17 protein-coding genes are annotated in these 22,206 nt (G+C 63.0%); 7 read left to right on the top strand and 10 right to left on the bottom strand.

The window, feature by feature from the left end:
- Nucleotides 1–168: 168 nt before the first annotated feature.
- Complete coding sequence (gene msrA / locus F759_RS0102850) at nt 169–912, bottom strand: peptide-methionine (S)-S-oxide reductase MsrA (RefSeq protein ID WP_051377063.1); 744 nt, start codon at nt 910–912, stop codon at nt 169–171.
- Between the two features lie 158 nt (nt 913–1,070).
- A complete protein-coding gene (locus F759_RS0102845) occupies nt 1,071–1,598 on the bottom strand; it encodes an Lrp/AsnC family transcriptional regulator (protein ID WP_027798507.1) in 528 nt (175 codons plus the stop codon).
- A gap of 161 nt (nt 1,599–1,759) precedes the next feature.
- On the opposite strand from F759_RS0102845, the gene F759_RS0102840 reads away from it, so the two are divergent.
- Nucleotides 1,760–2,776, top strand: coding sequence for a 1-aminocyclopropane-1-carboxylate deaminase (locus tag F759_RS0102840; RefSeq protein WP_027798506.1), 1,017 nt, complete (start codon nt 1,760–1,762; stop codon nt 2,774–2,776).
- 59 nt (nt 2,777–2,835) lie between these two features.
- Here F759_RS0102840 and F759_RS0102835 read toward each other — a convergent pair whose 3' ends face one another.
- On the bottom strand, nt 2,836–3,726 hold the full coding sequence (locus F759_RS0102835) for a LysR family transcriptional regulator (RefSeq protein ID WP_027798505.1): 891 nt from the start codon (nt 3,724–3,726) through the stop codon (nt 2,836–2,838).
- 181 nt (nt 3,727–3,907) lie between these two features.
- On the opposite strand from F759_RS0102835, the gene F759_RS0102830 reads away from it, so the two are divergent.
- Nucleotides 3,908–4,633 carry a pirin family protein gene (locus F759_RS0102830; RefSeq protein WP_027798504.1) on the top strand — a complete coding sequence of 242 codons (726 nt, stop codon included), beginning with the start codon at nt 3,908–3,910 and terminating at the stop codon, nt 4,631–4,633.
- 187 nt (nt 4,634–4,820) lie between these two features.
- Here F759_RS0102830 and ahpF read toward each other — a convergent pair whose 3' ends face one another.
- From ahpF to prpR, 3 genes are all read right to left on the bottom strand, one after another.
- Complete coding sequence (gene ahpF, locus F759_RS0102825) at nt 4,821–6,413, bottom strand: alkyl hydroperoxide reductase subunit F (protein WP_027798503.1); 1,593 nt, start codon at nt 6,411–6,413, stop codon at nt 4,821–4,823.
- A gap of 165 nt (nt 6,414–6,578) precedes the next feature.
- Nucleotides 6,579–7,142 (bottom strand): alkyl hydroperoxide reductase subunit C, encoded by a 564-nt coding sequence (ahpC, locus tag F759_RS0102820; protein WP_020067922.1) that lies wholly within the window; start codon nt 7,140–7,142, stop codon nt 6,579–6,581.
- A gap of 123 nt (nt 7,143–7,265) precedes the next feature.
- Nucleotides 7,266–9,251, bottom strand: a complete 1,986-nt coding sequence (gene prpR, locus F759_RS0102815) for a propionate catabolism operon regulatory protein PrpR (protein ID WP_027798502.1) — start codon at nt 9,249–9,251, stop codon at nt 7,266–7,268.
- Nucleotides 9,252–9,482: 231 nt separating this feature from the next.
- Between prpR and F759_RS0102810 the strand changes: the two genes are divergently transcribed.
- The 3 genes from F759_RS0102810 to F759_RS0102800 all read left to right on the top strand — a co-directional run bounded on the left by F759_RS0102810 (nt 9,483) and on the right by F759_RS0102800 (nt 12,662).
- Complete coding sequence (locus tag F759_RS0102810) at nt 9,483–10,364, top strand: isocitrate lyase/PEP mutase family protein (RefSeq protein WP_027798501.1); 882 nt, start codon at nt 9,483–9,485, stop codon at nt 10,362–10,364.
- A gap of 393 nt (nt 10,365–10,757) precedes the next feature.
- Nucleotides 10,758–12,197, top strand: coding sequence for an MFS transporter (locus tag F759_RS0102805; protein ID WP_027798500.1), 1,440 nt, complete (start codon nt 10,758–10,760; stop codon nt 12,195–12,197).
- A 36-nt stretch (nt 12,198–12,233) separates the two neighbouring features.
- The gene (locus F759_RS0102800) at nt 12,234–12,662 is read left to right on the top strand and encodes a GNAT family N-acetyltransferase (RefSeq protein ID WP_036023373.1); all 429 of its coding nucleotides are present in this window, start codon (nt 12,234–12,236) and stop codon (nt 12,660–12,662) included.
- A gap of 37 nt (nt 12,663–12,699) precedes the next feature.
- Here F759_RS0102800 and F759_RS0102795 read toward each other — a convergent pair whose 3' ends face one another.
- From F759_RS0102795 to F759_RS0102780, 4 genes are all read right to left on the bottom strand, one after another.
- Nucleotides 12,700–13,587, bottom strand: coding sequence for a 2OG-Fe(II) oxygenase (locus tag F759_RS0102795; protein ID WP_027798498.1), 888 nt, complete (start codon nt 13,585–13,587; stop codon nt 12,700–12,702).
- A 55-nt stretch (nt 13,588–13,642) separates the two neighbouring features.
- Nucleotides 13,643–14,122: a nuclear transport factor 2 family protein gene (locus tag F759_RS0102790; protein WP_027798497.1), complete on the bottom strand. Its 480-nt coding sequence runs from the start codon at nt 14,120–14,122 to the stop codon at nt 13,643–13,645.
- 92 nt (nt 14,123–14,214) lie between these two features.
- Nucleotides 14,215–15,663 carry a nicotinate phosphoribosyltransferase gene (locus F759_RS0102785; protein ID WP_027798496.1) on the bottom strand — a complete coding sequence of 483 codons (1,449 nt, stop codon included), beginning with the start codon at nt 15,661–15,663 and terminating at the stop codon, nt 14,215–14,217.
- Between the two features lie 154 nt (nt 15,664–15,817).
- Entirely contained in the window at nt 15,818–16,114 is a 297-nt protein-coding gene (locus tag F759_RS0102780; protein WP_027798495.1) for a hypothetical protein, read from the bottom strand.
- Nucleotides 16,115–17,504: 1,390 nt separating this feature from the next.
- Between F759_RS0102780 and F759_RS0102775 the strand changes: the two genes are divergently transcribed.
- Nucleotides 17,505–18,956, top strand: coding sequence for a sigma-54-dependent transcriptional regulator (locus F759_RS0102775; protein WP_027798494.1), 1,452 nt, complete (start codon nt 17,505–17,507; stop codon nt 18,954–18,956).
- 543 nt (nt 18,957–19,499) lie between these two features.
- The gene (locus F759_RS0102770) at nt 19,500–22,184 is read left to right on the top strand and encodes a mechanosensitive ion channel family protein (RefSeq protein ID WP_027798493.1); all 2,685 of its coding nucleotides are present in this window, start codon (nt 19,500–19,502) and stop codon (nt 22,182–22,184) included.
- Nucleotides 22,185–22,206: the final 22 nt, after the last annotated feature.

Raw genomic sequence — 22,206 nt, 5'->3', positions numbered from 1 at the left:
CGCATGGAGGCTCGCCTCCATCGTGTGAAACGCGCCTCAAGGGTGCGCTCGCATGCCGGGATTCCGAAGCACGATGGCCGATAAAGCCCACCGATAGAAAAAGCGCCGCACAGGGCGGCGCTTGTCACGGCTCGTCGTAACCAGACGAACGGTACAACGTCCACAGCTTTACTGCGCTACCTGAACGAGCACCGGCTTGTCGCGATACAGATTAGGGAACAGGCGCTTCAGACTGGCGACCTTCGGCATGTCGTTGAGCGCGATATACGCCGAGTTGGGATGCTGCGTCAGGTAGTTCTGGTGATAGAACTCTGCCGGATAAAAGCCCTTGAATGGTTCCGCCCTGGTCACGATCGGCGCCGCGAAAACGTGCGCCTTGTCGACTTGCGCGATATAGCCCTGTGCGACGCGCCGCTGTATATCGTTCAGTGGAAAGACCGCCGAGCGATACTGCGTGCCGCTATCGGGCCCCTGACGATCGAGTTGCGTCGGGTCGTGGATTACCGAGAAATACACCTGCAACAACTGACCGTAGGTGACTTGCGCGGGGTCGAACGTGACCTGCACGGATTCCGCGTGGCCGGTCGCGCCGCCGCTAACCGTTTCGTAGTGCGCGGTGTCGCGCTGGCCGCCGGAATAGCCCGACACGGCCTGCTTTACGCCGCGCACATGCTGGAACACGCCCTGTACGCCCCAGAAGCAGCCGCCTGCGAATACGGCTGATTCTTCGTGAGCCGTGGCTGCGGAGACCGGTTCATCGAGCGCGGGAGGGGCGATCGCCACCGCGCCCTCCGATGAAAACGCCATGCGTTGCGCCAGCAGCAGCGCGAGCGCGCCGAAGCCGACGGAGAGCGAAAGCCTAGCCGCGCGCGAGCGGGCGTGCTTGCTGTCGATATGTGTGTCCATGTTCATGATGTCCTGTCCTGGTTCCAGCTTCGAAGGCAATGCGGGCTCACTCGTGCCGGCGCGGAATGCGTATGACGCGAATGGTCCCCAATGTTGGTCGCACGCGCGGCCTGTTAATGACAGCATGCGCGCGTTTATCGCTTCACGTTTCGGCACGGCGAGCGTCAGACCGGAAAGCGAGTGGTCGACAGAATCTCCTTGAGCACCATGAACGAGCGAATCTGCCGCACGCCCGGCAAATAAAGCAGCTGCTCCGCATGCAGTCGATTGAAGCTGTCGCTGTCGCGCGTACGGATCGTCATGAAGTAATCGAATTCGCCGGTCACGACGTGACACTCCATGCAACCGGCCACTTTCTGCGCGGCTTTTTCAAACTCCGCGAACGATTCCGGCGTCGAGCGATCGAGCACCACGCCGATGATCACCAGCATGCCGGCGCCCGCTGCCTTGGGATCGATCAACGCAACGACGCCGCGAATCAACCCCGATTCCTTGAGCCGCTCGACTCGTCGCAAGCAAGCCGGCGCACTGAGTTTCACCCTGGCCGCCAGCGCGACGTTCGAGATCGACGCGTCCGTTTGCAATTGACGCAGGATCGCGCGGTCGATGCGATCGAGCGATTGAAGGGGATCGGCCGGGGCGCTTGCAACGGCGTACGCCGATGCCGTGGTGCGAATTTTTCTTTTGTTCATGTAGCTGTTTGCAAAATTAAGTTATGCGCGGTACGTTTTTCAATTGCTGAAATTACGCCGTTAGGATTTTCTTCGCAAGCTCATTTCTCACTGTTTTTTCTACCATGTGTTGAACCCGGCCCCACTGCCGGCAACCGCACTCACCGACCACCGGAGATGCCATGAATCTGCAACGATTCCCCCGTTACCCGCTCACCTTCGGGCCAACGCCTATCCAGCCGCTCAAGCGGCTAAGCGATCACCTAGGGGGCAAAGTGCATCTGTATGCAAAGCGCGAGGATTGCAATAGCGGCTTTGCGTTCGGCGGCAACAAAACGCGCAAGCTCGAATACCTGATTCCCGAAGCGATCGCGCAAGGTTGCGACACGCTAGTGTCGATTGGCGGCATTCAGTCGAATCAGACGCGCCAGGTCGCGGCGGTCGCCGCGCATCTCGGCATGAAGTGCGTGCTCGTGCAGGAGAACTGGGTCAACTATTCGGACGCCGTGTACGACCGCGTCGGCAATATCCAGATGTCGCGCATTCTCGGCGCGGACGTGCGCCTCGTGCCGGATGGCTTCGATATCGGCTTTCGCAAGAGCTGGGAAGACGCGCTGGAAAGCGTCCGTGCCGCCGGCGGCAAGCCCTACGCGATTCCGGCGGGCTGCTCGGATCATCCGCTGGGCGGTCTCGGCTTTGTTGGCTTCGCGGAGGAAGTCCGCCAGCAGGAGGCGGAGCTCGGCTTCAAGTTCGATTACATCGTAGTGTGCTCGGTGACCGGCAGCACGCAAGCCGGCATGGTGGTCGGTTTCGCCGCCGACGGTCGCGCCGATAAAGTCATCGGCATCGACGCGTCCGCAAAACCGGCGCAGACGCGCGAGCAGATTACGCGTATTGCGAATAGAACAGCCGAGAAAGTCGGCCTCGGACGAGACATTACCGCTCAGGACGTGGTGCTCGACGAACGCTTCGGCGGTCCCGAATACGGCCTGCCGAATGAAGGCACGCTGCAGGCGATCCGCTTGTGCGCGCGGCTCGAAGGCGTGCTGACGGATCCCGTGTACGAGGGCAAGTCGATGCACGGAATGATCGACATGGTGCGCAACGGCGAATTCCCCGACGGCTCGCGCGTGCTCTATGCGCATCTGGGCGGCGTGCCGGCACTGAACGGCTATAGCTTTATTTTCCGCGACGGTTGATCGTAAGTTCTTGCAGCGGCTCAGTTCCTTTTTGAAGATTGGGCCGCTGCTGCACGGCGTCACGCTGCGAGGCGCTTTTTCAAATGCTTGCGCAGAAAGTCGACGAAAGCCCGAATGGTCAGCGAGCTTTGCCGATGCTGCGGATAGACTGCATAGACGCCCGTCGGGCTCGGCAGAAATTCATCGAGCACCGTGACGAGCTGGCTGCTTCGCAATGCATCGGCGACAATAAAATCAGGAAGCCGAACTATTCCAAGACCGGCCACCGCCGCATCGCGAATCAGATCGCCATTGTTGGCCCGCAGCGGTCCGTGTACTTCGAAGCTTTTCAATGCGCCCTCCACTGCGAAGTCCCATGTGACTACGCCGCCGTGCCCGTATAACAGGCATGAATGGCGCGCGAGGTCGGCAGGCGAGGCCGGAGCGCCGCGGCGGCGCCGATAGCCCGGGCTGCAACACGCGACCAGATTCACGTCGACCAGTTTTTGCGCGATGAGCGTGGAATCGGGCAATACGCCTATTCGCACCGCCATGTCGAAGCCCTCGCCGACCACGTCGACGGTGCGGTCGCTCAACTCCATGTCGAAGCGCACATCGCCATGCCCGCGCAGAAAATCCGCGACGAGCGGCGACAGATGCATCATGCCGAACGACATCGGCGCGCTGACTCTCAGCAGGCCGCGCGGCCCCGCACGCCGCAGCGACATCGCCTGCTCGGCGTCCTCCACTTCGCGCAGGATGCGTTTGGCGCGTTCGTAGAATTCCAGACCGAGCTCGGTGACGGCCAGCTTGCGCGTGTTGCGCACCAGAAGCGGCACGCCGAGCGCTTCTTCGAGCGCCATGACCCGGCGGCTGACGAACTGTTTCGAAAGCGAGAGGCGCTTTGCGGCGGCGGTGAAGTTATGGGCGTCGACGGTGGCCACGAAGATTCGCATGTCGTCGAGTTGCATGGCAATTGTCCACAGTAATGAGACGATGTTTCCGATTTTCCGGCGATTATAGCGTCAATAGTTGACCTACACTGACGTTCATGGATCGCGGACAACCTCTTGCCCGGATCATCCGCAGCGAAAGTTGCATGGAACCCCGGAGCGAGCGCCTTGCGCCAGCTCCGGTCGACAGGAGAAAGAGATGCTTGAAATCAGACACGCCAATCAACGCGGCCGCGCGGAGCACGGCTGGCTCAGTTCGCGTCATACGTTTTCGTTCGCGAACTACCATGATCCGAAGCAGAACGGCTTCTCCGATCTGCTCGTGATCAACGACGACCGGGTCGCGCCGGCGCAAGGCTTCGGCAAGCACCCGCATCGCGATATGGAAATCTTTTCGTACGTGCTGGACGGCGCGCTCGAGCACAAAGACACGATGGGCACCGGCTCCGTAATCGTACCCGGCGATATCCAGTTGATGAGCGCGGGAACCGGCGTCGCGCACAGCGAATACAACCATTCGAAGAGCGAGCCGGTGCACTTCCTGCAGATCTGGATCGCACCGGCGCAAAAGGGCACCGCGCCGCGTTATCAGCAACAGCATTTCAGCGCGGACGACAAGCGCGGCGTGCTGCGCCTCGTACTGTCGCCGGATGGCGCGAACGGTTCGGTCGTGTTGCAACAGGACGCACGCGTTTATGCCGGCCTCTTCAACGGCGATGAAACCGCGCAACTGGAACTTGCGAGCAACCGCTACGCCTATGTGCATGTGGCGCGCGGCAGCGTGACGGTGAACGGCGTGGAACTCGGCGAAGGCGATGGCGCGCGTGTGCGCGGCGAAGAAGCGCTCAACTTCGCCCAAGGTCGCGACGCGGAAGTGCTTGTGTTCGATTTGCGCGACAACGAGGTGTCGGAGTTGTGGGCCTAAGCGGTTGCTTTAGTGCTTATGCTTGAATGAAAAGCCGCCCGGTTTGTGCCGGGCGGTTTTTTTTTGCACCCTCGCCATTTCGCCGCATAGTAGCCGGTACATCGCACAGCGCAGTCCGAATACTCGTCAGCAAATGACAACGGCGGCCCTCGGGCCGCCGTCGTTCACTACATGTAAAGCCTTATCGTCAAACTGCGGCTTCGGCTTCAACCTCGCTAACCGCTTCGGTTTCTTCGCTATTGCGGATCAGGTAGTCGAACGCGCTGAGCGATGCCTTCGCGCCCTCGCCGACCGCAATCACGATCTGCTTGAACGGCACGGTAGTCACGTCGCCGGCCGCGAACACGCCCGGCACCGACGTCGCACCGCGTGCATCGACGACGATCTCGCCGTGCTTCGACAACTCCACCGTGCCCTTCAGCCATTCGGTATTCGGCACGAGACCGATCTGCACGAATACGCCTTCCAGTTCGACGCTCTTCGCTTCGCCCGAACGCAGGTCCTTGTAGACCAGACCGTTGACCTTCTTGCCGTCGCCGGTGATTTCGGTGGTCTGCGCCTGCGTGATGATGGTCACGTTAGCGAGGCTGCGCAACTTGCGTTGCAGTACTTCGTCGGCACGCAACGTAGCGCCGAATTCGAATAGCGTGACTTCGCGCACGATACCCGCAAGGTCGATTGCCGCTTCCACGCCCGAGTTGCCGCCGCCGATCACCGCGACCCGCTTGCCCTTGAAGAGCGGACCGTCGCAGTGCGGGCAGTACGCGACGCCGTGATTGCGGTACTCGCGCTCGCCCGGCACATTGATTTCGCGCCAGCGCGCGCCTGTGGCGAGGATGATCGTTTTGGCCTTCAGCACCGCGCCATTCGCGAGACGCACTTCGTTGATGCGGCCGGGAATCAGCGCCTCGGCGCGCTGCACGTCCATGATGTCGACTTCATACGTTTTCACGTGCTGTTCGAGCGCGGTGGCGAACTTCGGCCCTTCGGTTTCCGTAACGGAGACGAAGTTTTCGATAGCAAGCGTGTCGAGCACCTGACCGCCGAAGCGTTCCGCGACAACGCCCGTCGCGATGCCCTTGCGCGCCGAGTAGATCGCCGCAGCCGCGCCAGCAGGCCCGCCGCCGACGATCAGCGTGTCGAACACCGGCTTCTTTTCCAGTTCCTTCGCCGCACGCGCGCCCGCATTCGTGTCGAGTTTTGCGAGGATTTCCTTCACACCGCTGCGGCCCTGGCCGAACACTTCGCCATTCATGAACATCGTCGGTACAGCCATGATCTGGCGCGACTCGACTTCGTTCTGGAACAGCGCGCCGTCGATCGCCACGTGACGAATGCGCGGGTTGATGAGCGCCATCACGTTCAGCGCCTGCACGACTTCCGGGCAGTTCTGGCACGACAGCGAGAAATACGTTTCGAATTGATAGTCGCCGTCGAGGCTGCGGATCTGTTCGATCACTGCGTCGTCGAGTTTGACCGGATGGCCGCCGACCTGCAGCAATGCGAGGACGAGCGACGTGAATTCATGCCCCATCGGAATACCCGCGAAGCGGATGCCGATGTCTTTGCCCGGCGCGCCGATCGAAAACGACGGCTTGCGCTCGCTGTCGTCGCGGCGTTCGATCACGGCGACGCGTTCGGACAACGTCGCGATATCGTTCAGCAATGCCAGCAGCTCTTGCGATTTCGCGCTGTCGTCGAGCGACGCGACGATCTCGATAGGGTTACTAACCCTTTCGAGGTACGTTTTCAACTGAGTCTTGAGATTGGCATCAAGCATGGCTATTCGATTCCGTGACGATGGGGTGTTGGGTTCCCGGCCCCGCTCGCGTCCGGATAGAACACGTGCGGACCGGGGACGCGCGAACCGCTGCATGAAGCGGTTCGCACGGTGATGCGCGTCAAAGGCGCTACTACTTGCCTGAAGCTTTGAAGCGGCGAAACCTTAGATCTTGCCGATCAGGTCGAGCGACGGGGTCAGCGTTTCAGCGCCCGGCGTCCACTTGGCGGGGCAAACTTCGCCCGGATGCGCCGCGATGTATTGCGCAGCCTGCACCTTGCGCAGCAGTTCGCCGGCGTCACGGCCGATGCCGTTGTCGTGCACTTCGCACAGCTTGATCTCGCCTTCCGGATTGATCACGAACGTGCCGCGCAGCGCCAGACCTTCTTCTTCGATCAGCACGTCGAAGTTGCGCGAGATTGCCAGAGTCGGGTCGGCGATCATCGGGTACTTGATCTTCTGGATCGTGTCCGACGTGTCGTGCCAAGCCTTGTGCGTGAAGTGCGTGTCGGTCGACACGCTGTAGATTTCAACGCCGAGCTTCTGGAAATCGGCGTAGCGATCGGCCAGGTCACCCAGTTCGGTCGGGCAAACAAACGTGAAGTCGGCCGGATAGAAAACGAAAACCGACCACTTGCCCTTCAGGCTTTCTTCGGTGACGGTCACGAAATCGCCGTTGTGGTAAGCCTGTGCCTTGAACGGTTTGACTTGACTATTGATGATCGGCATTTGCTGAGTCCTCTTTCTGAGTGGTTGGAAAGTGGAGTCAGTATGTCAGACGACGCTTAATAGGTAAAGTGGATTGTGTTAATTATATTGATAGATTGACGCTATCTGTTCCGACCCTGGCGGCTATCGCGCTGCGTCGTCCTTTAGCAGTCGCCACAGTGTCGTGCGGCCGATGCCGAGCGCCCGGCTTGCCGCTGCGCGGTTGCCGCCAGATTGGGCGAGCGCCTTCATCGCATCGTCGCGGCTGGGCGCAGTGCGGGCAGCGCCCGCGATGTCATCAGCTGGGGAATCTGAAGGCAGGCGGTTCACGCGCGCCGGTTTCGTCCGGCTGAATTCCGGAAACAGCGCCAGCAAATCGGGCTCGAGGTTCGGGCCGGGGTCGCTGGCGGCATCGCCGAGATAAATCGCCGCGCGCGCCAGCAGATTTTCCAGTTCCCGCACGTTGCCGGGCCATGAGTAGCGCTCGAAAAGCGGCGCCAGAAACTTCAACAGCCGCCCGATTGCAGCCTTCGACAACCCATATTGGAGCGCGCTACGGCTTAACAAGTGCCGCGCGAGCGGCGCAACATCGGCGCGCCGCTCGCGCAGCGGCGGCAATTCTATCTGAAGCAGATTCAGACGAAAATACAGGTCCGCGCGAAACCCGCCCTGCTCGACGAGCCCATGCAGGTCGCGGTGCGTGGCGGCGATCACCCGCACGTCGATCGGCGTCGCGCGGCCCGAGCCGAGTTTCATCACCTCGCGCTCCTGGAGCACGCGCAGCAGCCGGCTTTGCAGCGCCGGCGGCATTTCGCCGATTTCATCGAGGAAAATCGTCCCCGTATGGGCAATCTCGAACAGGCCCGGCTTGCCGCCGCGCCGCGCGCCGGTGAATGCGCCTTCCTCGTGGCCGAACAGTTCGCTTTCGATCAGCCCTTCCGGCAGCGCCGCGCAATTGAACGCGACGAACGGATTGCCGCGCCGCCGGCTCGCGTTGTGGATACCCTGCGCGACCAGTTCCTTGCCGGTGCCGCTTTCGCCGGTCAATAAGACCGTGGCGTCGTGCGCCGCGCCCGCACGCGCGAGCCGCCGCACGCGTTCGAGCGCGGGCGACTCGCCGATCAGATCGTCCAGCCGATGCCGCGCAACCAGATGCTTCGGCCGCTGACTGGTGCGCAGCGACCGGTCGATCCGCTGCGCGACCAGCGCGTCCTGCGCCGTCACCACCGAGCCCGAGCGGGCGCCCTGCTCGACGATCGGCACACAATTGACGATCAGCGAACGCTCGCCAATCTGCTCGATGCGCTCGTCGACCGCGCCGCCACGTTGCAGCGCGTCGCGCAGCCACGGGCCGACCGTCCGCGCGAGCTGCGCGGCAACGTCCTGCTCGCGTTCGAGGCCGAGCAGATCGAGCATTGCGGGGTTGACGGCTTCGAGCTGACCGGCGTCGTCGAAAGCGGCCACGCCGTCGCGCAGGTGCGCGACGATCGTGTTCAGGCGCACGCGCTTGGACTCCTTCTGCCGGCTCACGCGCGCAAGCTCGACCGAACGTTCGAACGCCTCCTCGACAGCGCCGAGCGAGTAGAGGAACACGCTGTCCAGACCCACCTGCTGGGCCAGATCGCAAGCCATTCCAGGTCCGATGATCACGCGGCAACCTTCCGCAGCGAGATTATTCACGGCGGTTCGGACTTCATCGACAGAGCGGTACGCGCGCTGTTTCAGGCCGACGTTCAACCAGCCGCTCAGATCGGCGAGTTCGTGCGAAATGGTGTCGTGCAACACGAGCCCGATCGGAGCGCCTGGCCACGTGGTGGTGGCGCGCGTGATCGCGCTCAGCACGTCGAAGCCGTTCACTTTGACCATCACCACCGGCACGCTCAGGTTGTCGCGCAAATAGGCGCCGTTCGAGCCGGCCGCGAGAACGACGTCGACGGAACCGGCATCGACGTATGCCTGTAGCGCGGTGACAGCCGCGTCATACCCCTCGCGGACCGGGAAAAATCTCGCGCGGGCGGAGTAGCGCGGCGCGATAGTCTCGCAAAGCGACTGCAAGCGGCTGATACTTACCAATGCAATGCCGGGGCGGCCGGGATCGGCGTTGACGAGCGACGAGGCAAACGTGGACATGTAAGACGCTCCAGCGACGGCGGTTGAAAACGTTACCCCAAACATTGCACGAAACGTTTCATGGAACGTTTCATGGAACAGTCTGCATTTTGCCATGACGCGCCCACCACTGCCCGGATCGTCGCAAGTCTTTGATCTTGCTTGCCTATCCGGCCGCCTAAACGGATTGGCATAGTTTCTGCACTTTGAAGCCCGCTCAACAACGCTCACTCCACCCGGAGACACACCGTCATGACAACTTCCGCCACGCGCCGCGCCGCCTTCCGCGCCAGGATCAACGAACGCCAGGGCCTGCTCGTGCCCGGCGCCTTCAACGCAATGAGCGCCCGCGTGATCGAGGACGCCGGTTTCGAGGCGCTCTACATCACGGGCGCGGGCGTCACCAACATGTCGCTGGGCTTGCCCGATCTCGGCTTCATCGGTCTTGCCGAAGTCGCCGAGCACACCGCGCGAATTCGCGATGCGGTTGCGCTACCGCTGATCGTGGACGCCGACACCGGCTTCGGCAACGCGTTGAACGTGCGCCAGACCGTGCGCGTGCTCGAGCGCAGCGGCGCCGACGTGATCCAGTTCGAAGATCAGGTGATGCCCAAGAAATGCGGCCACTTTTCCGGCAAGGAAGTGATCGGTGCAAGCGAAATGGCCGGCAAGATCCGCGCGGCGGTCGACGCCCGCGAGGACGGCAATCTGCAGATCATGGCGCGCACCGACGCGGCGGCCGTCCACGGTATCGAAGACGCGATCGAGCGCGGTCATCGCTTCATCGAAGCGGGCGCCGACATCCTTTTCATCGAGGCGACCGAATCGCTGGCGGACATCGAGCGTTTGCCGTCGCTGTTCGACAAGCCGCAACTGGTCAACATCGTGATCGGCGGCAAGACACCGGTGCAATCGCGAGAAGCGCTCGCCAAGCTCGGCTACGGCATCGTGCTTTATGCGAACGCCGCCCTGCAAGGTGCCGTGCTCGGCATGCAGCGCGCGCTCGGCAGCCTGAAGAGCAACGGCCGCCTCGATGAAGATGCGACGCTCGTCGCTCCGTTCGGCGAGCGCCAGCGTCTCGTGAACAAGCCGTTGTACGACCGGCTGGATCGCGAATACGCGGCGAAGGACTGAGCCGCGCGTTGCATCGAAACGTGTCTTCAGCGCACGCGACGGCACACGCCATGCTCCTCCTGGATGGCGTCCGCGCGGGCTCGCCCGGCGTGCATGGCTTGCCGATACTGCGATCCGTATTGCGTTAGGATTCAGGGCCGGCCAGCCAAAGTCAGCGCGCAGCGTCGTCGCGCGGGGTTCTGCTGAGCAGTGCGACGGGCACGGCGGCGCACGTTCTGCCAGCCCGCTCGCGGCCCTAGTTCTCGTCGCCTGGACGGCGCAAACACGTCTTCGAAAGGTAGTCGAAAAAATGAAGTGCATAACATCGCCTGTAGCGCGTACACGGCGCCGCATCCGCCCGCACGTGCGCGGCATTGACCGCGCATCCACACGCGCGCTGGCAGGAGCCGTGCAATGAGTGCAAGCAGCACGCCTCTGAAGCATGGCGGCTGGCTGCCGTACATCGTCGCGGCCACGTTTTTCATGGAGTATCTCGACACCACGGTGATCGCGACCGCGCTGCCGCAAATGGCGCACTCGTTCGGCGTCGGGCCCAATAGCGTCAGTCTCGGCATGACGGCCTACATGCTGGCACTTGCGATCTTTATCCCCGCGAGCGGCTGGGTCGCCGACCGCTGCGGCTCGCGCACCGTGTTCTTCAGCGCGATTGGCGTATTCACCGTGGCTTCGGTGCTGTGCGGCCTGTCGCAGAACGTCGCGGAATTCACCGCCGCGCGTTTGCTGCAAGGCATCGGCGGCGCGATGATGGTGCCGGTTGGCCGGCTGATCGTGGTTCGCAGCACCGAAAAAAGCCGCATGATGCAGGCGATCTCGACGATCACATGGCCTGCGATTGCCGCGCCCGTGGTCGGCCCGCCGATCGGCGGCTTCATTACCACCTACGCGTCGTGGCGCTGGATTTTCCTGCTCAACGTGCCCTTCGGTCTCGCCGCGATGGCCGTCGCGCTAGCGCTGGTGCCGAACCTGCGCGGCAGCGAACGCAAGCCGCTCGACGTAGCCGGTCTGCTGTTGAGCGGCACCGCGCTCACCGCAATCCTGTACGGCGCGGAACTGGCGAGCCAGCCCGCCGAAAATCCGTGGATTGCCGGCGCGGTCATCGTCGCGGGCTTGCTGGTGGGCGTCATCGCTTTCCAGCATGCGAAGCGGCATCCGCATCCGCTGATCGACGTTTCCACGCTGAAGATTCCGACGTTTTCGGTGACCGTTGTGACGGGCTCGTTCACGCGCATCGGCATTGGCGCCGTGCCTTATCTGATGCCGCTGCTGTTCCAGGTCGGCTTCGGCTTGTCGGCGTTCAAGTCGGGCCTGCTGCTGCTCGCCAGCGCGCTCGGCAACCTCGGCATGAAGGCGCTGACCACGCGAATCCTGCAGCGTTTCGGCTTCCGTATGGTGTCGATCGTCGACGTAACGGTAGCGGGCATCTTCATCATTGCGTGCGGCTTGCTGACTCCGGACGTGCCGCTTGCGCTCGTGCTGATCGTCGTGTTCATGTACGGCGTCGCGCGCTCGATGCAGTTTTCGACGCTTGCAACGCTTGCCTATGCGGACGTCGCGCAGCCGCAAATGAGCGCGGCCAGCACGCTATGGAGCGCGGCGGCACAAATGACGATTGGCCTTGGCATCGCGTTCGGCGCGGTTTCGCTGCGAGCCGCGGCGCTCTTCAACGGTGAGACGGCGGGTGGTGTGTTTACGCTCGACGATTTCCGGCTCGCGTTTCTGCTTGCCGGCGTATTGACGCTCGTATCGGTGATCGGCTACATGGGTCTTTCGCGCGATGCGGGCCAGAGCATCGGCGGCGGTTCGCGCGGCGCGGAAGATCCCGCCAAGGGCTAACAACCATCGGGAGACGACGTGACGGCCATAAACGATATGAGCGATCTGAGAATTTCAAGCAACAAGGATGAGCTCGACATTGCCACGGTGCACGCGTTTCTGTCGCAGGAAACGCCGTGGGCCAAGGGCATGCCGCGCGAAACGCTCGAACGCGCCATTGCGGGGTCGCTGTGTATTGGCGGCTATGTCGACGGCAAACAGGTGGCGTTTGCGCGCGTCGTCACGGATCACGCGACTTTTGCATACCTGTGCGATGTTTTCGTGCTGCCGCAGTATCGCGGCAAAGGATATGCGCATGCGTTGCTCGCGCACCTTCTGGCGAGCGAGTCGCTGCAAGGGTTGAGAAGAATAATGCTGGCGACGACAGACGCGCACCATGTGTATCGGCCGCACGGGTTCAAGGCGCTGTCGAACCCGGCGCTTTTCATGGAAGTGCATGACCCGGACGTCTACCGAAGCACCTGAGCGCAAGTGAAGGCGCCGCGCGCGCCGTGCGTTCAGATTAGACGTACGCGCGTTCGCGCACCCACTTCGTCATGATCCACTTTTCGCCGGCGAGCACTGGCGCGCCGCCGTGCAAGGTTAGCGGATCGAGTTGGCGCTGACCGTTCATGTAGCGGAAATATACAGCGCCGCCCGGGTTCGCTGCGACCGACAAGCCCGCTTCCGGAAAGATCGTTTCGCCGCCCTCGCGCACATCGTTCAGATAGACGACGAGCGTGGCCACGCGCTGGCCGCCGCGCGCAGTATGTACCGCGCTGCCGGGTTGATCGGGCGGAAAATAGTCGAAATGCGGCCGATATTCGCCAGTCGGGCCATAGTGCAGGATCTGCAAACCTTCGCCATTCTCGACCGGCCAGTTCATCAGGCTCGCAATGCGCTGATCCAGCCGCTCGATAAACGCGTCTTCGCCGCGTTGATACCAGATACCTTCACTGGTCCGGTTGCGGATCACGTCTTCCTGGCCGGTCGCGGGATTGACCGTGGTCGAGCGTTTCAGCCGATGCCGCGAACGCTCGATCATCTCGCTGCATTCCTGCGGCGACAACACGTTCGCGAACACGATCACCTGCGGCCGCTCGCAACGCGTCAACACCTGCACGTCGCGGTCATAAGCGCGGATCGTATTGCCGCGCGCGACCGGTGGTTCGTCGTACTGGTACGCTTGCGGCGCCTTTTGCCGCAACGCGGCTTCGGTGCCGCCCGCCGCAGCGACCGGCGCAGTTGCGGCGCTCACCACGTTCGAGCCGAACGCGTTGCGCACCGCTTCAAAGGCTGTGTCGGCGGCAAAACCCGCTTGCGTCATGGCCCCGATCATCGAGTCCATCGTGCAGCCACGCGCTGCGTTGGTGCGCAGCCACTCCTGCCATGCGGCATCCATTACCGGCATACCTGTCCCCGCTGTTCGATGGAAAAGAATACTGCATCGGCCGCTGCCCGCGCACTCAACTGTTGTTGTCCTGGCGCCGATAAAGCGCAAGCCCTCTTCTCGCCCGCGCACGGATCGAGCGATGTACGAGCGGCGACCATCCGAGCAGCGCGCCTCGTGCGCCCAATGCCTGGCGCATCCACGCCCATAGATCGAAACTGTCGCGATGCTCGACGATCAGCCCGTCGCGGAACGCAAAGCGCGCGTCGATCTGATTAACCACCGGGCGGCCCGTCTGGCTGAACACATAGCCCGCGGTCCAATGCGCTCGGCCGTTATGCTCGTCGGCTTCGATGCTGTCGAACGTCAGCGAAAAATCCTGCGCGCGCGTGACAAGCATGCGCCACATGTCGCGCACTTCGTCGCCGTGCAAGTCGCCGAATGCGGGATCGCTGAAGACGACGTCGTCGGCATAGCAGGCGATCATGGTGTCGGCGTCGCGCTGCTGGAACGCGGTGTAGAAGCGCTCGATCAATTGGGTGTTGGAATGGCTCATTGTTCTGGGATCTGCGTTGCCTGTATTGAAGCGCGTGTTGAAGCCCGTGTTGTTGTATCGAATCATAGCGCGCGGGCCCGCACGTCGAGCCGCTACACTTCGTGCGCATGCGCGCGGGTGCGGATCTCCGACAACGATACGTCGACGAGCAGTTTGCCCGAATCGAACACCGTCACCATCGCATCCTCCCAATCGGCTTGCCCGGCGCCCGCGCCGTCATCCGCCGCGAGCGGCAGCGTGGCTGTCCGATACGCGCCCGTCCGACGATGGCGCAGCAGCGTGAGACGTCCTTTCATCGAACGTTTGCTCGCGTCCGTGACCGGGTCTTTCGACACGTCGCGCCACGCGTCGCCGAGGCGGATCGCCGAGCACTTCATCGCGAAGCGCTGCGTGTCGCGATTGATCTGCTGCAACAGCGCGCCGCCCATGCCGAACACGATGTTGTCCGCGGCGAAGCCCGCATCGTCCATCGCGGCGAGAATGGCTTCGAGCGAGTCGGGATTCACGCCGTCGCCCTGAATCACGCGCACGTTGTCGAGCACGCGCCGCCCCTTGCTATTTAGCGCCGATCCAAACGACGCCTCCAGCGCCTGCAAGGTTTGCAACACGATGGTCTGCGGGTCGCCCGAATCGGGTCTGATGACAAGGGTGGCGCCGGACTCTAGCACGGCCTGCTTCAGTTCGGTGCCCCAGACCTTGAGTGCCGCGTACAGATCGTAGGAGTCCGATACCACGGAAACGATTGCGCCCGGCCTTGCAAATTTCGCGATCATGTTCCGATACGCGTCGGCCTCGCGCTCGCGGCCCCACGAAGTGATCGTGCTGTGCTCGGCGGCCGGCACCGAAAAGGCGGCCATGCTCTCGTTGTAATAGTGATTGGCAGCGGCCACGCCGAGCACCGTGTCCGAGCCCATGAAGCTCACGAGATGCGCGGCGCCGCCGATTGCCGCCGATTCCGCGCTCGACACGCCGCGCGCACCGAAGTCGTGCAGTTTGAACGGCAGTTGCGTGAGGTCGTCGCTCGTCTTTACCAGATATGCGCGGATCGTCTTGCGCAGATGCCAGCTTTGCGTCGCGACCGTGACCGGATACCACACGCGCAGCAGCATGGTCTCGAGATACGAAGCGAGCCAGAAAACCTGCGGATCGTCGCATTCGACGGTGACGAGCACGTTATGCGTCGGCACCACCGAACCCTCGGGCACCGCGCGAATCCGCACTGGCAGATAACCGTTATGACGCTCGACGATGTGATGCCAGCCGGCTTCGTTGAACGGCTCGCCATGCGTGCCGAAAAACGCCTTGGCCTGTTCGATCATCTCCACTGTGATGGGCCGGCACAGATACTCTTTGATCAGCATCTGCAAGCCGAAAAAGAGCGTGCAATCGTAGCGCCCGCCCCGCGATTCGATGTACGAAAACATCGCCGAGGCTTCGGGCGGGTATTGCAGATAATGCGACGCCTTGTACGAATCCGTGTTCAGGATCGGGTTCGAAAGGATCGAAGAAATGCCGCTAGGACCGCTGGTTTGGTAGGCCATGAATGACGCCCCGCTCGGCTTGCTAACTGTGGCTGGCTTTACATGATGCCACGAGCACGAGCCGGCCCGCATGCGGGCGGGGCGATTTCCGGGCCTGCGTCTGCGTCCTTGTTCGTAACGCTTATGCAAGCCGCCGGCCACTCACGAACGGCGTTCAATCCGATTCGCCGTATTCCCGTCGACGGATGTCCGCATCGCGATCGCAGTTCCTCTCATGTGAAACCGGCATCTCGTACGCGTCGCGCAGCGCCGGGCGCTGGATCTCGGCCTGTGCCTTGCGCTTCGCTGCCTCGGCAATCACGAGCGTAAGCAGATCGACCGGCGGCGCCGCAAATAGCGCGCGGGCGCGAACATGTCTTCGGTAATGAAGACGGACAGCGTTGGCGGTACATTCGGTGATGGGCTGGTCGTGGCGCGGCGCGCAGGCCGGGCCGGTAATGTGCGCTTTCATGACATTCCCCGTAAGTGACACGCTGACGGCCGCCTTCCAACCTCCTGGCCTCACAGCCTTCCAGGTCCGCCGTGCCCACGCAATACGCGCGAACACGGCGCCCGGTCCACCTCGCTATGCGCTTCTCTATGGAAGCTCTGGCCTTCTCCCCGCTTCGTCGCGCCGGTTGGTCCGGACCGTGCGCTGCCCCTTCCCTGTTATGCATGTCGCTCGCGCAAACGTTGCCGCGCGAGGTACCTGTCGTTATATGTCCGCCACTTGCTCTTGCACAGACGAAAAAACCGGCGAGGTCAGAGCCTTGCGTCGCCGGGTGACGAACAACCGCTTCGCATCGGTATTCGCCCCGTTTTGTTTGACGTCCGTTTGTCAGTGGCCCCGCCGCAGCCTCGTATGACGCATTGGCTTTCCCCGGCCGCGTCTACGAAGTCGTTGTACCGCCGGTCGTTTTCCGCGTTCCCCTGTTCCTCGGCCGACCGGCAGCAACAGATTCGCTGCGAGTCGCTTATTGCAATGGGCATGCCATGCGCGCCCAGGTCCCGTCGCGCGGGAGTTCGCGACGACGCGCGACTATCGCCACGCTTTGTCGCCGGTTTAGCGGGCCGGCGATGATTCGTATTCGAGACGCCTTCCTGAGTTTAAGCCCATGCGCTGGAGGTGAACCGAGCGCCTGGAGTACGCGCTTCATGTACGCGTCGTGTACGGCCGCGGCGCGCCCCTTCGCCGTTTGCGTTGAGGTTCCGGTCGAATATGCCGGCTGGTGAACGCGTCGAATCATTCGAAATACGCCCGAAATGCATACCGTCAATTCTGTTGCATACTTGAAACATCAAAAAATCGCGAAGCGGGCATGCTTGCGACACATTTATCGACGCGTTTTGTGTTTCAGCGCGCACAACGGCACTTGACGTGCGCCGCGAACGGTTCCGGTTCACCGCCGCTGTGTTCCGGCTATGAGGCGATTACCTAATAAACGCCGCGGGAGCAATAAACTTTTCAGCTACTGATTTGTTTGTATAGCATTCCAAAGCGCTTTCGCTTATGTTTAAGTCACGCGCCGTTCAGAGCGCATCAAAAAGCCAACGAGATAAAAAACGGTACAAGTGATTCGGGGATGAAACACTCCGGCGGTTGCAACGTAGAACGTTCTCCCGTCTGCCGCCCAAAATGCGGCACCTCGCGGCTCACGCTGCTCCTGCTTGCCCCGCTATAACGTTTACTGTTGATCGGCCATCGCCCGCGTTGCGCGAATCAGGCATCCGCCGATGGCTCCAGGCTTCACGCCCGCGCTTGCAAAAAGGCTGGCTGACTCGTTGAGTCCGCAGGCCGGCGCGGCCTGCGGTCATTAAGAATGTCGAACAGCAGTCTTGAGAGCAGCATTGAATCGAGGGTAATGCAAATGACTTTCGTATCCGCGGACACCGAACGCACCGTTCTTTACCTGTCGAACTCACCCGATCAGAAACTCGCCGACTTCCTCGCCGCATCTGGCTGGCACGCCGTACATGCGAAAAGCACCGCAAGTGCGGAACGCATGATCGATCGCGACAACATCAAGGTGGGTCTGGTCGAATTGCCGCAAGACTGCACGTCGCAGCAATTGTCGGCGCTTGCGTCGTGCATGCGCCGTCCCGAAACCAACTGGGTCGCGCAAATCGCGCCGGGCGAGGCGGACAACGAACTGGTCAGCCGTTTCATCCTCGATTACTGCTTCGACTTCGTCACGCGGCCCTGGCTGAACGAGCGGCTCATATTCGCGCTCGGCCACGCACATGGATTATCGGCGCTGCGGCACGCGCATGTGACGCCGGAACCGTCGCTCGGACGGCACGGCATGGTCGGTCAGTGCGACGCGATGCAGCAACTGTACCGGCGCATCGACAAATGCAGCGCGACCGAAGCGCCTGTGTTCGTCGCCGGCGAATCGGGCACAGGCAAGGAGTTGACCGCGCGCGCGATCCACGAGCGCTCGCCGCGCGCGGGCCGGCAGTTCGTCGCCATCAATTGCGCGGCGATTCCGCCGAGCCTGTTGCAGGCCGAGCTATTCGGCCATGAACGCGGCGCCTTTACCGGCGCGCTTCAACGCAAGATCGGGCGGATCGAAAGCGCGCATGAAGGCACGCTCTTTCTCGATGAAATCGGCGACATGCCGCACGAATGCCAGGCCGTGCTGCTGCGCTTTCTGCAGGAAGGCACGATCGAGCGGCTCGGCGGCAATGGGCCGATACACGTGAATGTGCGGGTCATTTCCGCAACGCACGTCGATCTCGACAAGGCCGTCGAAGAGGGCCGTTTCCGCGCTGACCTGTATCACCGGCTATGCGTGCTGTGCCTCGTCGAGCCGCCGTTGCGCGAGCGCGGCGGCGACATCAAGCTGCTCGCGAGCTATGCACTGAGCATGTACAGGCAAGACGGCGCGCGCAAGCTGCGCGGCCTGTCGAGCGACGCAATCGTCGCAATGTCGAACTATGCGTGGCCGGGCAACGTGCGCGAACTGATCAACTGCGTGCGGCGCGCCGTCGTGATGAGCGAGGGCCGTTTCATCAACGCGAGCGACCTCGGCTTGCCGGAGACAGACAACGGGCCGGCCGTCACGCTCGCGGAAATCCGCAGCAAAGCCGAGAAAGACGCGATTGAGCATGCGCTGCAGCGGCATGGCTACAGATTGTCGGAGGCGGCGGCCGAGCTCGGCATTTCGCGCGCCACGCTGTATCGGCTGATGCACGCGGACCGGCTGCACGCGGAGCCGTCGGGCGGTCGCGCGTCGAACGCAGGCGCCGACGACGATGCGGCCGGCGAGAGGCCGCGGCGCGCACCATCGTTGATGTCGGCGGCGTCGGTTTAGTTCGGGTTGGTTTCGGGCTGTTCGCTCGTGATTTGCCTATAACTATCGAAGCGCGACAAACTCTCGTGCAGATTCAGTGGTATTTGCCCGAGAGCCGCAATGCCGATGGCCCACGGTCAATACGGCGCGCGATGTCAAACGCGGTTGTGCGCGCGCAGGTTCGAGACGCTGATGCGCTGATGCGCTGTATATCAAGCGCGCGCAGCAGCGCTCCAGCGGGCGACTGCGGAAGGTCCTCCACTCGCAGCAAGGCCCTTCCCCGACCTTAATTGCTCATCCCAGGAAGCACCACCCGCTCGCCGCGCTGCGATCCGCTTACATTTTGAATCGTTAGCCCTCTCCCGCCCCGCGCAAACAGGCAAGTAACTTGCTACCCCTGGTTGCCAGCGCCGGCTACTCTTCGCCAGACCGATGCTCGCCCATAGCGGCGAAGCCCAAAGGAACTTGTGCGACGAAAGCCGTGTCGGTTTAAGGTTGAGCCGAACCGCAGACCGTCCGATGCGTCCTTCAAGCCGTCCGCACCCGCAGCCCGTCTTACACCCTATGCGCAAATTACTACACGTCTGTTTCCTCGTTTTCGTCATCCTGGGCGCACCGCCCGTCTTCGCCGCGGTAACGCCGGCCACTCCCGCACAGGCAGCCTCCGGCACCGCTGTCACCCTGACGCCTGAGCAGGCGCGGCAAGCGCTCTCGGTCCTCAACGATCCCAAGCGCCGCGCCCAGGTCGCCGATACCTTGCAGGCTATCGCGGCAGCCGGCGCGCTCAGCGCACCGGCCTCCGCTGCACCGGCAGCCTCGGCGCCGGCTGCCGCGAGCGGCGCGGCCGCACTCGTTCCCGCCGCGTTCAAATCCAATGGGCTCGCGTCGCAGCTCGCGCGTCAGGGCGCACACTGGGCCATCCACCTCGGAACGTCGTTGCGCAATTCGGTCACGGCGCTGCTCGACGTCGCTTCGGTGCGCGCGTGGTGGAACTGGCAATCGACCAATCCGCAAGCGCGCTCCGTTCTGGCTCACGTCGCGTGGTCGCTGCTGGCTGCGCTGTTGCCCGCGCTGGTGTTCGAATGGCTCGCGCGGCGTCTGTTGCGCCGGGCGTATCGCGCCGTGGCCGCGCGCCGCGAACGTGGCGACGCCGCCGACGCCCCGCGCACCGACTTACCGGTCGACGTCGAACCGCAGCCCGCCGACGCTCCAAACGCCGCGCCGCCTTTGCCTGCCCCGCCCGTCGCCGAGGTACGGGCCGAGGCGCAGGCCGGGGCGGAAACCGGCACTGCGGCGAGCGCGACAACGACCGCGGCCACCGGCCAACCCGCCGTGACGCCCACGCCTTCAGCCGCGTCAACGGGCGGCAAAGCGGCTGAAGCCAAGGGCAAGCAGAACGCCGCACATCACTGGACGCTCCTGCAGCGTCTGCCCCGCGCGCTATTGATCACGGTTCTGCGCCTGCTGCCCCTCGCGGTGTTCGTCGGCGCAGCGAGCGCGCTGATGTCGATCTATACCGACGACGGCACGCCGCAAGACCGCGCGCTCGATTCGCTCGTCGATATCTACGTGCTGTGCCGCCTGATCGTGATCGTCAGCGGTTTTTTCCTGCAACCCGCGGCGCCGCGTCTGCGTCTGTTGCGTATGAGCGATGCGTGGGCCGCGTTCGTACATCGCTGGATGATACGCATTGTCAGCGTCGTGGGCGTGGGCTCGGCGGCTGCGGAAATCGCGCAATCGCTCGGCCTGAGCGAGGCGGCGCATCTCGCGTTGATGAAGGTCGTCGCGCTCGCCGGCCACGTGATGATCGCGATCCTGATCCTGCAATGCGCCAAGCCAGTCGGCGAACTGATCCGCCAGCGCATGGCCGCGCGCAAGTCGCTCGAACTGGTCGGCAATGCACTCGCGGATGCATGGGCGTGGCTCGCGGTCTTCGTCGTGATGGCGCTGTGGTTTATCTGGGCGCTCGACGTGCGCAACGGCTATCACGCGCTGCTGCATCTGGGCGGCATGTCGCTCGCGGTGCTGGTGGGCGCGCGGGTGCTCGCGATTGTCGTCTTCGGCGGACTCGCGCGGCTCTTTAACGGCCAGGAAGACGCCGGCAAGTCGCTCGTGCATCAGCACGCCTATCGCTATTACCCGCTGTTGCGACGCGTGGTCTCGTGGATCATCGGCATCCTGACCGCGCTCGCGCTGCTCCAGGTGTGGGGCGTCGACGTGGGCAATCTGTTCCGCGACGGCAGCGTCGGCCACCGGCTCGCGTCGGCCATCGTCACAATCGGCGTGGCCGCTGTAATCGCGCTGATTGTGTGGGAAAGCGTCAACGTATCGGTCGAGCAGCGGCTCGATCGTTGGACCACGAGCGGCGACCTCGTACGCGCCGCGCGTCTGCGCACACTGCTGCCGATGCTGCGCACCGCTCTTTTCTGCGCGATCGCGCTCGTGGTCGTGCTCACCGGATTGAGCGAGCTGGGTGTGAACATCGGGCCGCTTCTTGCGGGCGCGAGCATCTTCGGCGTGGCGCTCGGCTTCGGATCGCAAAAGCTCGTGCAGGATTTCATCACCGGCATTTTCCTGCTGATGGAAAACGCGATGCAAGTCGGCGACTGGGTGACGCTCGCGGGCGTGTCGGGCACCGTCGAGTATCTGTCGATCCGCACGGTGCGCCTGCGCGGCAGCGACGGTTCGCTTTTCACCGTGCCATTCAGTTCCGTATCGACGGTCAATAATACGAATCGCGGCATCGGCAATGCGGCGGTGCGCGTCAACATCGTGTTCGGCCAGGACGTGGATCTCGCGATAGATACCTTGAAGGAAATCGGCGCTGCGCTGCGCGCGGACGAGAAGTTCAAAGACGGCATTCTGTCCGACTTCAGCTTCTGGGGCGTGGATGCGGTGGATGGCTCCGCGGTGACGCTGGCCGGACAGATGCAGTGCCGCGATTCGGCGCGCTGGGGCGTGCAGCGCGAATTCAACCGGCGCATTCTCGACCGGTTCCGCGAGCGCGGCATCGAAATCGCGAACCCCCAGCGCAATCTGCTGACGTGGGATCCGGACAGCATCGCGCCGCGCGTCGAAGCGGGCGAGCCTCCGAAGCAGGAGCCGGAGCAAACGCCTGCGAGCAACCCGTCTGCCGATGGTGCTTCGAAGGGCGACGCGCCGGTGGAAGACCAGATTCCTGTCGACTCCAAGCCCGCCGGCGGGCCCGGCACACCGGCGAATCCAGGGTCGACGTCGCCGCATGAGTGAGGCACTGACCACTCGCGTCGAT

Source organism: Paraburkholderia dilworthii, from assembly GCF_000472525.1.
In the GTDB taxonomy this organism is placed as follows: Bacteria; Pseudomonadota; Gammaproteobacteria; order Burkholderiales; family Burkholderiaceae; genus Paraburkholderia; species Paraburkholderia dilworthii.
Note: the sequence above shows the minus strand (reverse complement) of the source record. Positions and strands in the feature narration are given on the sequence as shown.